11 protein-coding genes are annotated in these 15,996 nt (G+C 33.8%); 7 read left to right on the forward strand and 4 right to left on the reverse strand.

Translation table 11 applies throughout. From position 1 onward, the window contains the following. Window positions 1–75: 75 nt before the first annotated feature. Complete coding sequence (locus H0V01_11085) at window positions 76–2,622, reverse strand: ATP-dependent Clp protease ATP-binding subunit (GenBank protein ID MBA2583913.1); 2,547 nt, start codon at window positions 2,620–2,622, stop codon at window positions 76–78. Window positions 2,623–2,949: 327 nt separating this feature from the next. Here H0V01_11085 and gyrA point away from each other — a divergent pair, with 327 nt between their 5' ends. Together gyrA and H0V01_11095 are read left to right on the forward strand one after the other, a co-directional pair. After that, window positions 2,950–5,535 carry a DNA gyrase subunit A gene (gene gyrA / locus H0V01_11090; protein MBA2583914.1) on the forward strand — a complete coding sequence of 862 codons (2,586 nt, stop codon included), beginning with the start codon at window positions 2,950–2,952 and terminating at the stop codon, window positions 5,533–5,535. A 201-nt stretch (window positions 5,536–5,736) separates the two neighbouring features. After that, complete coding sequence (locus H0V01_11095) at window positions 5,737–6,942, forward strand: tetratricopeptide repeat protein (GenBank protein MBA2583915.1); 1,206 nt, start codon at window positions 5,737–5,739, stop codon at window positions 6,940–6,942. Window positions 6,943–7,335: 393 nt separating this feature from the next. Here the strand turns inward: H0V01_11095 and H0V01_11100 are convergent, their stop codons facing one another. Beyond that, window positions 7,336–7,530: a YwbE family protein gene (locus H0V01_11100; GenBank protein ID MBA2583916.1), complete on the reverse strand. Its 195-nt coding sequence runs from the start codon at window positions 7,528–7,530 to the stop codon at window positions 7,336–7,338. A 96-nt stretch (window positions 7,531–7,626) separates the two neighbouring features. Between H0V01_11100 and H0V01_11105 the strand changes: the two genes are divergently transcribed. Continuing rightward, window positions 7,627–8,223 (forward strand): hypothetical protein, encoded by a 597-nt coding sequence (locus H0V01_11105; protein ID MBA2583917.1) that lies wholly within the window; start codon window positions 7,627–7,629, stop codon window positions 8,221–8,223. On the opposite strand, the gene H0V01_11110 is transcribed toward H0V01_11105, so the two are convergent. After that, a complete protein-coding gene (locus tag H0V01_11110) occupies window positions 8,218–9,207 on the reverse strand; it encodes an ROK family protein (protein MBA2583918.1) in 990 nt (329 codons plus the stop codon). The genes H0V01_11105 and H0V01_11110 overlap by 6 nt on opposite strands. 2 nt (window positions 9,208–9,209) lie before the next feature. Next, entirely contained in the window at window positions 9,210–10,421 is a 1,212-nt protein-coding gene (locus H0V01_11115; protein MBA2583919.1) for a phosphoglycerate kinase, read from the reverse strand. Window positions 10,422–10,800: 379 nt separating this feature from the next. On the opposite strand from H0V01_11115, the gene H0V01_11120 reads away from it, so the two are divergent. The 4 genes from H0V01_11120 to H0V01_11135 all read left to right on the forward strand — a co-directional run bounded on the left by H0V01_11120 (window position 10,801) and on the right by H0V01_11135 (window position 15,654). Further along, the gene (locus tag H0V01_11120; GenBank protein ID MBA2583920.1) at window positions 10,801–11,187 is read left to right on the forward strand and encodes a hypothetical protein; all 387 of its coding nucleotides are present in this window, start codon (window positions 10,801–10,803) and stop codon (window positions 11,185–11,187) included. A gap of 299 nt (window positions 11,188–11,486) precedes the next feature. After that, entirely contained in the window at window positions 11,487–12,542 is a 1,056-nt protein-coding gene (locus tag H0V01_11125) for a glycosyltransferase family 4 protein (GenBank protein MBA2583921.1), read from the forward strand. A 15-nt stretch (window positions 12,543–12,557) separates the two neighbouring features. After that, the gene (locus H0V01_11130; protein MBA2583922.1) at window positions 12,558–14,744 is read left to right on the forward strand and encodes an amylo-alpha-1,6-glucosidase; all 2,187 of its coding nucleotides are present in this window, start codon (window positions 12,558–12,560) and stop codon (window positions 14,742–14,744) included. A gap of 268 nt (window positions 14,745–15,012) precedes the next feature. Continuing rightward, complete coding sequence (locus H0V01_11135; protein MBA2583923.1) at window positions 15,013–15,654, forward strand: PorT family protein; 642 nt, start codon at window positions 15,013–15,015, stop codon at window positions 15,652–15,654. Window positions 15,655–15,996 lie beyond the last annotated feature (342 nt).

The following is a 15,996-nucleotide window of genomic DNA, read 5'->3' on the forward strand; positions in this document are numbered from 1 at the left end:
AAATAGGTATAAAAAAGAAACCCGGTCCAAATGGCCGGGTTTCTTTTTTATACCTATTTGAATTAAATCTTAAAACTAATCTTTTTCTTTCTCATCATCCGCCTTAGTTTTTCTTTTTTTAGGTTTAGTTATTTTAATTGAAATTTCAGTTTTTTCCTTGTCAAAATCAACAAGAATAGAATCACCTTCAGCAAGATTTGATTTTATTATTTCCTCTGCAAGTGGATCTTCAATGTATTTTTGAACGGCCCTTTTTAAGTGACGAGCACCAAATGCTTCATCAAAACCTTTATCAGCAATGAAATCTTTAGCTTCTTCTGAAATTTTAATTTCATAACCTAGTTGAAGGATTCTTTTGAATAAGCTATTTAATTCAATATCAATAATTTTATGAATATCCTCTCTGGACAAATGGTTAAACATCACAATATCATCAATCCTGTTAAGGAATTCAGGTGAAAATGCTTTTTTCAATGCACCTTCTACAACATTTTTAGCATAAACTTCAGATCCCCCTTGTTTAGCCGAAGTAGAAAATCCTACTCCTTGTCCAAAATCCTTTAATTGACGAGAGCCAATGTTGGAGGTCATGATGATAATAGTGTTTTTAAAATCAATTTTTCTACCTAAACTATCTGTTAACTGTCCGTCATCTAGAGCTTGCAGTAAAAGGTTGAAAACATCAGGATGTGCTTTTTCAATTTCATCCAGCAATACAACTGCATAAGGTCTTCTTCTTACTTTTTCAGTAAGTTGTCCGCCTTCTTCGTAACCTACATATCCCGGAGGTGCTCCAACAAGCCTTGATAAGGCAAATTTTTCCATGTACTCACTCATGTCAATTCTAATGAGTGCATCTTCATTATCAAACAAATACCTTGAAAGCACTTTAGCAAGTTGTGTTTTTCCAACCCCGGTAGGGCCAAGGAAAATAAAAGAACCAATAGGTTTATTAGGATCCTTAAGTCCGGCACGATTTCGTTGAATAGCCTTTACAACTTTTTTCAAAGCCTCATCCTGTCCAATAACTGCCTCCCTCATCTCATCCATCATTTTTGAAAGCTTATTGCTTTCATTCTGTGCCACACGTTGCACAGGAATTCCACTCATCATAGAAACAACTTCTGCAACATTGTCCTCACTTACAACTTCTCTATGTGTACGTGTTTCTTCTTCCCATGCTTTTTTTGCTGCTTCCAATTGTTCTTGCAACTGTCTTTCAGTATCCCTTAAACGAGCTGCTTCTTCATACTTTTGGCTTCTAACAACTTTGTTTTTTTGTTCTTTTATATCTTCAATTTTCTTTTCAATCTCAATAACATTCTTTGGAACATTAATATTCTTAATATGAACCCGTGAGCCTGATTCATCCAGGGCATCAATGGCTTTATCTGGCAGATGCCTGTCGGTAATGTATCTTTGTGTTAAAGTAACACAAGCTGAAATGGCCTCATCAGTATAAACAACGTTGTGGTGATCCTCGTACTTGCTTTTAATGTTGTGAAGAATTTGTATGGTTTCTTCAACAGAGGTTGGTTCAATCAATACTTTTTGAAACCTTCTTTCCAGCGCCCCGTCCTTTTCAATATACTGTCTGTATTCGTCAAGAGTGGTAGCTCCTATACATTGAATTTCGCCTCTTGCAAGGGCTGGTTTAAACATGTTGGAAGCATCAAGTGATCCAGAAGCACCACCCGCACCAATTATGGTATGAATTTCATCAATAAATAAAATAACATCAGGATTTTTCTCCAGTTCATTCATTACTGCTTTCATTCTTTCTTCAAACTGTCCACGGTATTTAGTACCGGCAACAAGAGAAGCCAAATCAAGAGAAACAATGCGCTTATCAAAAAGCACTCTGGATACTTTTCTTTGAACAATTCTTAAAGCAAGACCTTCTGCAATAGCGGATTTACCAACACCTGGCTCTCCAATTAAAATAGGATTGTTTTTCTTTCTGCGACTCAAAATTTGAGAAACCCTTTCAATTTCTTTTTCACGACCTACAATAGGATCAAGTCTTCCCTCATCTGCTGCTTTAGTCAAATCTCTTCCAAAATTATCCAAAACGGGAGTCTTGGATTTGGAATCAGCCACTTTTTTTGCACCACCTGAAAAACCGGAAGACTCTTCTGGATCATCATCATCAGCTTGATTTCCGGGCATTTCTGATTTCGGATTAAAATTATTCATAATATCTAATTCCTCCTTTACAAGTTCGTAAGTAATATTCATTTGATTAAGTGACCTGGTAGCAACGCTGTCTTCATCTTTTAAAATAGAAAGCAATAAGTGTTCTGTTCCAATCACAGAACTTTTCATCAATTTGGCTTCAAGGTAGGTGATTTTCAATACTTTTTCTGCCTGCTTTACCAATGGAATATTGCCTGCAGCAGGACTTTTACCTGTGTTTACTTTTGTTGAATGTTCCACAGTTTTTCTTAAATCTGATAAATCAACATTAAGACTTTTCAATACTTTTATAGCCATTCCATCACCCTCTCTAATAATTCCTAGCAAGAGATGTTCCGTACCTATATAATCATGTCCTAATCTTAAAGCTTCTTCTCTGCTAAAGTTAATTACCTCTTTAACACGTGGGGAAAATTTCTGATCCATAATTTTTTATTCTATTGTTTATTATACTATTTTTTTAATTAATGTGTTTGATTAATTATAAATTAAAACGTTCTTTTTACGATTGAGGTATGTTAAATATAGTTAAAAATAAAACAACTCAAATTTAAAGAACAATTATTCTTGAAATAGTTTATTAATGGCTTTTTATCAACAGAATTTTGTTAGTAATTAAGTGCATTTTCACAATTGCCTGCATTAATTTTAACTATTTTCGGAACTTCAAAAAGCTTATAAATTTTATACAAATATAAGGATTTCTGAACATTTGCATTATGCTAATAAAAAACAATAAAATAATATAAAAACATGGCAGAAGAAGAAGGAAAAATTATCAATATAAATATTGAGGATGAAATGAAAACCGCTTACATTGATTATTCAATGTCGGTAATTGTTTCCAGGGCTCTTCCTGATGTAAGAGACGGATTAAAGCCTGTTCATCGCAGAGTCCTTTACGGAATGCTGGATCTTGGTGTTTTATCAAACCGTGCACATAAAAAATCTGCAAGGATAGTAGGTGAGGTTTTAGGTAAATATCATCCCCATGGTGATACATCGGTATATGATGCTATGGTGCGTATGGCCCAGGAATGGTCACTTCGCTACCCTTTGGTAGACGGACAAGGAAACTTCGGTTCAATTGATGGTGATAGCCCTGCTGCAATGCGTTATACCGAAGCAAGATTGAAAAAAATTGCTGAGGAAATGGTTGCAGATATTGACAAGGAAACCGTTGATTTCAGGCTGAATTTTGATGATTCACTCGAGGAACCAACAGTTCTTCCTGCACGAATTCCTAATTTGTTAATTAATGGAGCTTCTGGTATTGCCGTTGGTATGGCAACTAACATGCCTCCGCATAATCTTACAGAGGTAATAAATGCAACAGTTGCATACATCGACAACAGGGAAATAGACATAGCTGGATTGATGCAATATGTTAAAGCTCCTGATTTTCCAACCGGAGGTACCATTTATGGTTATGAAGGGGTAAAAGATGCTTTTGAAACAGGGAGAGGGCGTGTTGTAATGCGTGCTAAATCTCATATTGAAAATGAAAATGGCAGAGATCAAATTGTTGTAACCGAAATACCTTATATGGTAAATAAGGCTGAAATGATTAAAAAAACAGCCGAGCTAGTAGAAGATAAGAAAATTGAAGGTATATCGGATATGCGCGATGAGTCGGACAGGGACGGTATGCGAATTGTATATGAGCTTAAGCGTGATGCAATTACCAATGTTGTATTAAACAAGTTGTTTAAATACACCCAACTCCAAACTTCATTTAGTGTTAACAACATTGCCCTTGTAAAAGGAAGGCCAATGATGCTTAATTTAAAAGATATGCTTGTTCATTTTGTTGATCACAGGCATGAAGTTGTTGTAAGAAGAACTCAATACGAACTAAAGGAAGCTCAAAAAAGGGCGCATATTCTTGAAGGATTATTAATTGCGCTTGACCATTTAGATGAAGTAATTAAGCTAATTCGCGCTTCAAGAACCCCAGAAGATGCAAGAAACGGGCTAATGGGCCAGTTCGGGCTAAGTGAAATCCAAGCCAGGGCTATTCTTGATTTGAGATTACAAAAGTTAACCGGACTTGAACGCGATAATATTAAAGCAGAACATGCTGAGTTAATGAAGCAAATCAATTATTACCAGGAAATTTTAGGTAATGAAGGCCTAAGAATGGAAATTATAAAAACAGAATTAATCGAAATACGTGATAAATATGGTGATGAAAGAAGGACTGACATTGTATATGCAGCTGATGATTTCCGTATTGAAGACATGATTGCTGATGAGGCTGTTGTTATTACTATTTCTCATCTTGGTTATATTAAAAGGACTGCTCTTTCAGAATACCGTGTACAAAGCAGGGGAGGAAGAGGTTCTAAAGGCAGTGCCACGCGTGATGAGGATTTCCTTGAACATATATTCATTGCAACTGCCCATAACTATATGCTTTTCTTTACTGAACAAGGCAAATGTTTTTGGTTAAGGGTATTTGAAATTCCTGAAGGAACTAAGACTTCAAAAGGAAGAGCCATTCAAAATTTAGTTAATATCGGGCCAGATGATAAGGTAAAGGCTTTTATTAATGTGAAGGATCTTACTGATCAGGAATATATCAAAAATAACTACATAATTATGTGTACCGAGAAAGGTGTGATTAAGAAAACCACACTTGAGGCTTATTCCAGGCCAAGGGTAAATGGTATTAATGCCATTACTGTTCGTGAAGGCGATCATTTACTTGGGGCAAGATTGACCAACGGTAAAAATGAAATTATTATGGCATTGCGTTCTGGTAGAGCAATCCGTTTTAATGAGGAGAAAGTTAGGCCAATGGGTAGAAATGCATCAGGAGTAAGAGGAGTAAGGCTAAAGGATGAAAAAGATGCGGTAGTGGGTATGATATGCGTTTCTGATCTTACATCTACAGTTTTGGTTGTATCTGAAAAAGGATACGGAAAACGTACTGATGTAGAGGATTATAGAATTACTAACCGTGGAGGTAAAGGTGTTAAAACCTTGAATGTAACTGAAAAAACAGGTGAACTAATTGCAATTAAACTTGTAAGCGATGAGGAAGATTTGATGATTATTACCAAGTCTGGTGTTGTAATCAGAACACCGGTTTCTGAATTAAGGGTAATGGGAAGAGCCACACAAGGGGTAAGGTTGATAAATTTAAAAGGTAATGCAAGTATAGCAGCAGTTACAAATGTTCCCCATGAGGATGAGGAGCAGGAAATAATTGTAACTGATGATGGAATTGTAGTGGATTTAGGACCATCAATTGACACAACACCTGATAATAATGGATCCAGTGGAAATGAACCTGAGACAGACGAATCAGAAGAAGAAAATCCAGAGGTTGAATAATTCTTTTTAATACTAAAAGAGAGGTTGAATCTATGGATTCAGCCTCTTTTTTAGTATTAATTTTTCAAAGACTATGAAAATGGCATAAAAAGTGAGAACTTTAACACCTGAAATTAAAAACCCACGTTTGTAATTTTTAATTATTAAGATAAAGGAAGAATTAAAAAAGATTTTATGGAATCAAAAACAAATAATTCAATTATGAAAAAATTAATCCTCTCAGCAATCCTTGCTGCTGCAACCACCCTTACTTTTGCACAAAATAACAAGGTTGTTACTGCTTTTAATTACCATAAGTATTATGTTGAAAGGGGCGGCAAATTAGATGATCTTATGAATGCAAAGGCGGCAATTGACGAGGCTACCCAACATGCACAAACAATGGGAAATTCAAAAACCTGGTATTACAGGGGACAGATTTATCATGCAATGGTGGAGAGTAAGGAAGCATCCTTAATTGAAACTAAGGATAAAAACCTTCAGGAAACAGTAAAATCTTACCTTAAAACACTTGAACTTGATTCAAAAAAGGAATATTCTAGAGAAACATTGCAGCGATTGGCAATTGCTCAAATACAATATTTAAACCTTGGGGTTGAGCAATTCGAGAATAAAAAGTACGTACATGCAGCAAATGCTTTTGAAGAGGCTGTAATTGTTGCAGGACATCTTAATAAGGTTGATACTTTAGCCTTATACAATGCTGCATTGGCTGCTGAAAAAGGCAATTTAAATGATAAAGCTATAGCTCATTATGAAAGATTAATCCAATTGAAATACGGAGGGGCTAATACCTACATATTTCTTTCCAATATCCATAAAAATCTAAAACAGGATGATAAAGCTCAGGAAGTTATCAAAAAAGGAAGAACCGCTTTTCCTGATGATAAAAACCTGATAATTGAGGAACTTAATTATTATTTAATCCAGGGTAAATTAAAAGAAGCAATTTCAAATCTAGAATTAGCCGTGCAGGCAGATCCAGCCAACCATATTCTTATTTTTTCACTTGGAAGTGTTTATGATAATCTTGCCAATCCTGATAAAGAGAAAACTCAACCAACCCCAGCTGAATATACTGAATACATGAACAAATCCGAGGCTTCATATAAAAAAGCACTGGAAGTAAAACCTGATTATTTTGATGCTATTTACAATTTAGGGGCCTTGTATTTTAACCAAGCTGTAAAAATTAATGATCAATCACAAAATATTAAAGATAACGCTGTTTATGCAAAGGAAATTAAAAAATCAGATGATAAATTTGCACTGGCATTACCATATTTGGAAAAAGCACACGAACTTGATCCTAAAGACAGAAATACTTTGATTTCTTTAAAACAACTTTATGCCCGTACACAACAGGCCGATAAATACAAAAAGATCAAGGAATTATTGGAGAATTAAACTAATTTATAATTATCTTTAAAGAAAGGGGAATCGTATTGATTTCCCTTTCTTTCTTTAATCCTATTTAACATAATATTAATTATAGGGCAAATATATAAATGTAACAATACGATTTTATGCTCATTACATACAATTTTAAAATCAGGTTTTAAAATATTAAATTTAATTCTATTTAATAAAGAATTGGATGAATTTAAAAAAGCTATTAATAATTGGACTATTAATTGCGATTATAATATACCTTGTATTTGCATTAATTATAGAAACAATACAATTGGCAATTACTGCAGCGGTATTATTTTTACTTACCTATCTTTTGATTATTCTCATTAAAGGAAAAAAAGAAAAATAAATGTCTTAATACTGTCATTATAGAATATTGGTCTTCTTTTATCCTATGATTTGCTTTACCCTGCCAATTTCTCCATTTTCCAGCCTCACTTTAATTCCATGGTGATGCATTGGCGAATTTGTAAGAATATCTTTTACGATCCCTTGTGTAAGTATTCCTGATTTTTGATTTTGCTTTGTAACTATCTTTACAATTAATCCTGATTTAATATCAGCTCGATTTGTTCCATCCATTTTATACTATTTAGTTTTTAAAGTTAATTTTATAAATCGTTTTCATTACAATATATCTGTTCATTTTTTATAGTTTTACAAAAAAAACAATTTCCAATGAGGTATATATTTGGTTTGATACTAATATTTATAATTGCATCCTGTCAGGAAAAAACTCCTGATGCTTATTTTAAGGTTTCTAATGAGGGAAATTTACCTGGCAAGGAAATCAAAATAATAAACCAGACTATTGAAGGTCATTTCTTTAAATGGGAAGTATTAAATTACGCGAATTATTTCATAGAAGAATTTTCAACGAAAGATTTAACATATACTCCCAGTAAGGAAGGACAATATTCTATTACATTAAAAGCCTATTCAAAAAACAAGACAAAATCAGATGAATACTCTAAATCATTGATAGTAGAGGCTGATAAAGGCAAGGTGATTTTTTACAGGAACTTCAATTATAGTGCTTGCACCAGTGGCGATATATTTGTAACCATTTCACCTGGAAACCACGAAGGAAGTATTTATTCCTCCTATAATTATGTTCCTAATTGTACAACAACCTATGGCAATTATATTAAAGAATTAGAAAGTGGGGAGTATTCTTATACAGCCCGTCATGGATACTCCAGCAATTGTAAAAAATGGAGCGGTAATTTTACCATAACAAAGAATGGTTGCTACCCAATTTTGATGGCACTATAGTATTGGTTTAATTTTTTTTTTATTTATTACAAGATCCCAGCCAAGGGCGCTCGCACCTAATATTGCACTGTTTTTATCCAGTAATTCGGAGATTTGCAATTTGATTTTATTTTTAAATACGGGGAGCAAATTTTCTTCCATGGCTATTTTAGCAGGAGCCAGTAATAAATCACCTGCTCTTGCCAGTCCTCCTCCAAAAAAAATTGCCTCAGGGTCAAGAATAGAAACAATATCTGCCAATTTTTTGCCCAAAATAGCTGCGGTATATTCAAATGCTTTTATAGCTATTGTATCTCCATTTTCTGCTGCTTGGGTAATTTGTTCACCTGTTAAGTTATTAAAGGTAATATCCCGGAATTCACTATTTTGTTTTGAATCAGAAAGCATATAATAAATTGTCCTTTTAATTCCTTCGGCTGAAACATAAGCTTCCAGGCATCCGCGTATTCCCGATCCGCACATTCTCCCATTTTCATGCATTATAATGTGCCCCATTTCACCTGCGAAACCCTGGTGGCCATGTACTATTTTTCCATTTGTATAAATACCGCTTCCCAATCCTGTACCAAGAGTTAAACTTAAAAAATTATCCATTTTTTTTGCACCACCAAATAATTTCTCCCCAATAGCAGCAGCATTTGCATCATTGGTTAATGCAACAGGAAGTTCTGTATTTTGGTTAAATAGCTTTACAAAGGGAATTATACCCTTCCAGGATAGATTAACAGGATATTCAATTGTTCCACGGTAAAAATTTGCATTTGGAGCACCAATTCCAATTGCTTTTATTGCCAAATTTTCCCTGGATTCATTTTTAAGTTGATTAATTGCCTTTAAACATTGTTTAACAAATTCATTTACCTCAGTAAATTCACTCGTGGTTAGTATGCATTTTTCAAAACAAGTCCCAAAGGCATCAACTAAACCAATTTCGGTTGTAAATCCTCCCACATCGATACCGGCTACAACTGAAATTTCCTGCATTATTATTTGTTTTGCTCTGCGTAAGCATGAACCTCTTCTAAAGCCTTAATAGCGGGAAATTGTTTACCTTCAATATACTTTAAAAGCGCTCCCCCTCCTGTTGAAACATGAGAGAACTGGTCTGTTAAACCGAATTTTTTTACCGCTGCGGATGTTTCCCCCCCACCTATAAGGGAAAATGCACCATTTCGGGTAGCATTAGCAATAGCTTTTGCAATTGCTTTTGTACCACCTTCAAATTCATTGATTTCAAACACACCCATTGGTCCATTCCAAAGTATGGTTTTTGAGTTATCAATAATATCCTCAAACATGCCTCTTGCTTCAAAACCAATGTCCATTCCTTTAAAATGCTCAGGTATTTGGTCAGTTTGTGAATCTTCGGGATCGTTAGCCTCATCCATATCCACAATCATAGAATCTAGGGGAAGCATTATTTTTACATTGTTTTGTTTTGCTTTTTCTAATAAAGCCAGGGCCTTATCCAAAGCATCTTTTTCATAAATGGAACTTCCTATATCTCCGCCTTTAGCCTTAACAAAAGTATAAGCCATAGCCCCACCAATAAGTAAATAATCCACTTTATCCAACAATACTTCAATAACTTTTATCTTATCGGATACTTTAGCCCCACCAATTATTGCAATAAATGGTTTTTGCTGATTTTCCATTATCTTATTTATTTTCTCAAGTTCTTTTAAAAACAATATACCTGCATACCTTTCTTTAATAAATTGAGGCAAAACAGAAACTGATGCATGAGGGCGATGGGCTGCTCCAAAGGCATCATTTACATATACATCACCAAGAGATGCAAGTTTTCTTGCAAAATCCTCGCTTCCCTCCTCTTCTTCTTTGTGAAATCTTAGGTTCTCCAACAAAAGAACTTCTCCTTTTTTTAAGCCTCTGGAAAGTGAAACAGCTTGATTGCCAATGCAATCATCAGCAAAAAGAACTTCTAGTTTTAACAGTTCGCTTAAAACAGGAAGCACATTTGTTAAAGATAGTTCCTCTTTAAACTCACCTTCTGGTTTACCTAAATGTGTCATTATAATTACTGAACCACCGTCTCTTATTATTTTTCGAATGGTTGGAATTGTTTTCCTTATTCTTGTATCATCGGTAATCTCTTGCATTTCATTGAAGGGAACATTAAAATCAACTCTTAAGAGCACTTTTTTTCCTTTGAAATTGGCCTCATCTATGTTTTTCATTTTCAGGAATTATTTTTAGGTAAATAGATTTTTTAATGCACGAATCATCAAATATTGAGCCTGCAATAAATTTTTAAATTATGTGTGGATTAAAGGGAGATTTTCATTTTTAATCCCAAATGTTTTGCAGAACAAGTGGAAAAAAAGTCACATTTTGAGTAAATGTTTCATCAAGAAACGGATAGTATAAATTCAAATTAGATTAAAAGCTTTATCACTTAATATGGAGAAAAGGCATTTGAAAAACCTGGTTTACTTAAAAACTATTTGACAAATGAATATTTGCCTTTCTCTGCTGATTTCTGTACTTTTGTATTATGTTAATTAAAGCTAGTATAAAATTACTTGTTTAGTTGCTTTTACTAAAAAAACGAACAACATGAAAATTGCATTCTATTTTTTAATATTATTTTCTGCCTTGAATTTTTCGGCATGTAACCAATCTGTTGATAATAAAACCATTGGTACCGAAAACAATATAGATGTTTTGCCTGTGGAGGCCCATAATGTTAATGAATTTAATACTGGTGCCCTTAATCCAGTACATGGCGAGCCAGGGCATCGTTGTGAAATTGCGGTTGGTGCGCCCTTAGATTCAGATCCTGGACAAGCTGCTATTACCACCATTTCCCAGCCTGATTTATCTACTACACCTACATTTTCTCAACCCGTTGAAAAGGTTATTGCTGCCAATGGAACTAATCCTGCACACGGTGAACCAGGCCATGATTGTGCTATTGCCGTTGGAGCCCCATTAAATAAATAAGAAATTAATTTAATCGATTTCTTTTTCACTTTACTTAACCTTTAAATTAAGTTCAATCTATTTGAATTATATGGTCTTTTTATTTAAGCAAACTAATAGTTTTCTTAAATACCTGTTAAAAATTCTTGATTGAATTTTTAACCCATTTTATTTTCCCAATAAATCTATATTAATATTTCATCTTTTTGTTATATATATTCATTTATATCAAAGAGCTAATAAATAAATATATAATTATGGTTCATTAATATTTGGCACTTGAATTGGCTGGATGAAAAGTATATTCATTCAATTAATTTATGAAAATTGCCCAAATTGCACCTTTGTATGAGAGTATTCCACCAAAAATGTATGGCGGAACCGAACGCATTGTTTATTACCTTACTGAAGAACTCATTAAACAAGGTCATCATGTAACTCTTTTCGCTTCGGGGGATTCAAGAACCAATGCTGAACTGGTTTCAATATGTGATAATTCCTTACGATTAAATCAGCAATGTGTTGATCCATTTGCCCATCATATTGTACAATTGCAATTGGTCCAAAACAGGATTTCCGAATTTGATATAGTGCATTACCATACTGATTATTTTCACTTTCCATCTTCATCCCTTAATAAAGAGGTTAACCACGTTACCACAGTACATGGGAGATTAGATATTATTGATTTGCAAAATGTATACACCGTTTTTAACGGAATACCTTTAATCTCAATTTCGAATAACCAGCGTATTCCAATCCCTTATGCAAACTGGGTAGGAACGGTTTATCATGGGCTTCCTTTTAATTTATATAAATTCTATCCAAGTCAAGGTAAATATTTAGCCTTCCTGGGAAGGATATCTCCTGAAAAAGGGGTAGAACGAGCAATAGAAATTGCAAAGCGATCTGGAATTAAATTGATTATTGCTGCAAAAATAAGTAATGTGGATGAAATATATTTTCAAACTACAATAAAACCACTTCTAAATAATGAGTTAATAGAATTTATCGGGGAAATTGGTGAAAAAGAAAAAGGTGATTTTTTGGGAAATGCAATTGCCTTGCTCTTTCCTATTGACTGGCCAGAGCCCTTTGGCATAGTTATGATTGAATCCCTTGCTTGTGGCACCCCTGTAATAGGTTTTAACAAGGGTTCAGTACCGGAAATATTAACTGAAGGGGAAAACGGGTTCATTATTGATTCAATAGAAGCTGGAGTTAAAGCAATTACTAATATAAATTCAGTTGACAGGGCGAAATGCAGAGCAATTTTTGAAGAAAAATTTTCTGCTGAAAGAATGACAAATGATTATTTGAAAATTTATGAACAAATACTAAAGAAAAAAGTCTTTTCAAATACTGTCAATTATTAATTTTTAAGCTATTTTATGAGTAACCGGATTAAAATTGAAGACAATTATTACATTTCTGCTACATCAACTTATGCTGATAGCAGGGTATTTGTGTTAAATAATGCGGATACTTTTGGTGTGTTTGATTTATGGGGAGACATTAATCTGATCGGGAAGGAAGCACAGGGAATTTACCATGCAGGAACTCGCTTTGTTTCTGAGCTTGAATTTAAAGTTAATGGTGAAAGGCCAGTATTATTGAGTTCTGCTATTCGGGAAGAAAATGATATTTTACATGCAGATTTAACCAATGTAGATGTTATAATTAATGGAGAAATAACCTTAATAAAAGGATCCATTCACATTAGTAGAATCAAGTTTATAAAGAACGGCATGTGCCATGAAAAAATAACCTTGATTAATTACAATAGAAGTGCTCATGAGCTGAATTTTTCGTTTTCTATTGATGCTGATTTTAAAGATATTTTTGAAATCAGAGGGATCAAGCGGGAAAATCGAGGTGAGACTGTACAAATTAATAAAAATTTAGAGAAATTCACTTTCACCTATCTGGGTCTTGATAATATTAGCAGAAAGACTGAATTCACTTTTTTTCCACTGCCTGATAATAGTATAGGTTCAGAGCTTAATTACAAAGTTGTTTTACAACCTTTAATAGCCTTTGAACTGAGTTATAGTATTTCTTTTGAAATCGGTTCTAAATCAATTAAAACCGAACAAATGGATTTTTATAATTGCTATAAACAATTAAATATTCAGTTGGAAAAAGAGAAGAAGCAAATAGCAGGAATAACAACTGAAAATGGTTTTTTTAATCATTGGATCAACCGCTCAAGAGTTGACCTTATTTCATTGATCGCTCACACTCCGCACGGTAGATATCCATATGCTGGAATTCCATGGTATAATACTGCTTTTGGAAGAGACGGTATTATTACAGCCCTTGAGGTTTTATGGGTATATCCTGATATTGCAAAAGGTGTTTTATTTTATTTGGCTCAAACCCAATCCAAGTCAACCAATTATTACCAGGATTCAGAACCAGGAAAAATTTTTCATGAAACACGGGAAGGAGAAATGGCTGAATTAGGCGAAGTTCCATTTAAATTATATTATGGAACTGTAGATGCAACACCCTTATTTATTGTGTTGGCAGGCGCATATTACAAGCGCACTAATGATTTGGAAACAATAAAAAAGATTTGGAAAAATATTGAAGCAGCACTTGCATGGATAGAAAAATATGGAGATTTGGATGGGGATGGATTTGTAGAATATCAGCATCATTCTGAACAAGGTCTATACAACCAGGGATGGAAGGATTCATACGATTCTGTAAGTCATAAAAATGGTGATTTGGCCAACTCCCCCATTGCCTTGTGTGAAGTTCAGGCTTATGTTTTTGATGCAAAAAAAAATGCATCTTTCCTTGCAAATGCTTTAGGTTTCCAGGCTTTATCAAACAAATTGAATGAAGAGGCCGAACTATTGAAAAAAAAATTTAATGAGGCATTTTGGGATGAGGAATTGCAGTGCTTTGTTCTTGCACTTGATGGAAACAAAGAACCTTGCAGGGTTAAGTCTTCAAATGTTGGGCACTGTTTATTTTCAGGAATAGTAAATCAGGAATATGTAATGCCTTTAGTTAATACACTATTTGCAAAGGAAATGTTCTCACAATGGGGAATAAGAACACTTTCCTCTGAGGAGGTAAGGTATAATCCAATGTCTTATCACAATGGTTCTGTTTGGCCCCATGATAATGCTTTAATTGCTTTTGGTTTAGCAAGATATGGATTGCAAAAAGAGGCCTTGAAAATATTAAGCAGTTTTTACCAGGCAACAATGTATATTGATCTTCAGAGATTACCCGAGCTATTTTGTGGTTTTGAAAGGCAATTTGGGGAAGGTCCAATTGCTTATCCAGTTGCCTGTTCACCACAAGCCTGGGCAGTTGGGGCTTTATATATGTTATTACAAGCCTGTATTAAAATTGATATTAATGCTATCGAAAAAAGAGTAACCTTCCATAAACCGGTACTGCCTGATTTTATCCATAGAATAGAAATAGACAATTTAACTCTTGGAAGTGAAGTTGCTGCTATTCGATTACAAAAACAAATAGTTGAAACTGAAAGTTCTGATGTTACCATCATGGTAATTAAAAAGCCTGCAGATTGGGAAATAGTGATCATTAAATAAAATCTTCAGACTTTTTTATTTTGTCCTAATAATTGAATTAGTGCATGTTAAATAAAAAAAAATGCAGAAGTGTTTATAGAAACAGTAGAATAAAGGATTAATGTATTATTTTCCAGTAAATCATTTTACTCAAAAAATGACATTCTATAAAATCCAATCCTTTTAATATCAATTTATTTCATTGCTTGCTTATTAGATCCATCTCATCCCTAATTCGGATTGAATTTTGTATCACATAAACTAGAAAAAATATTAAACAATTGAAATCATGAAAAAAACGATTTTTATTTTGGTAAGTATTTTCCTTTTTTTCCTTAATGTAAAAGCTCAGGACTTAGTTAATCCAAATACCATTTCCATTGGACCCAGAGTGGGTATTAATATGAGCGGCTTATCTATGGAGGATCAAAATACCAGTTCAAGGATAGCTCCAACATTTGGTGTTATGATGGTTTACAGTTGGAATCGAAGTTTCGGAATAGCAGCTGATTTAATGTATGTTCCAATGGGTGCTAAAATTGAAATTCCTTCCAATGGATCATCCAGGGAATTAAATATTTCCCTAAATTATTTGCACTTACCCATCCAGGGGCTTTATTTCTACGACCTAACAGAAAGTTTTCGGCCAAAAATTGGTCTTGGACCTTATGTTTCTTTTCTTGTAAACAGTTCAGAAAAAATTGATGGAATGGAAGTAAATACAGGAAGAGCTTACGCCCCTTTGGATTTTGGTGTTAATGCTACAATTGGATTCAATTACCTAATTACTCCCCGCATTTGGTTAAATACTGATTTACGTTATGCACTGGGACTAATTAACATTGAAGCTGCAAACGGACCAAACACAACAAACACAAGCTTAGGCCTTACTATTGGAGTAGGATTTTCATTGGGAACTATCGTCAACTAATTAAGGCTAAAAGGAACGAATTTTATAGGAGAATAAAGTAAAGCAGTTAAGAACCCTTAGGTTTTTTAACTGCTTTTTTATTTCATCAATTGAAAAACAATTAATATATAAGTATTACCAGACTATTTTGAGGTTTTGGACAAAGGACAAAAAAGATTATATTTATCCAGATTTTATTAATTCACCCCAGGATTTTTTATAGAGAATCGTTTTTTAACATACTTAAATTGAAATTATGAAATAGCCATGCACCGAACAGTGCACAAACACTAATAAAGATAACATGGCTATACCAAATGACAGTTAAAAAACAAAAAAAACACATATGAAATAGCCATGCAC

It is taken from the genome of Bacteroidota bacterium, assembly GCA_013696965.1.
GTDB lineage: Bacteria > Bacteroidota > Bacteroidia > JACCXN01 > JACCXN01 > JACCXN01.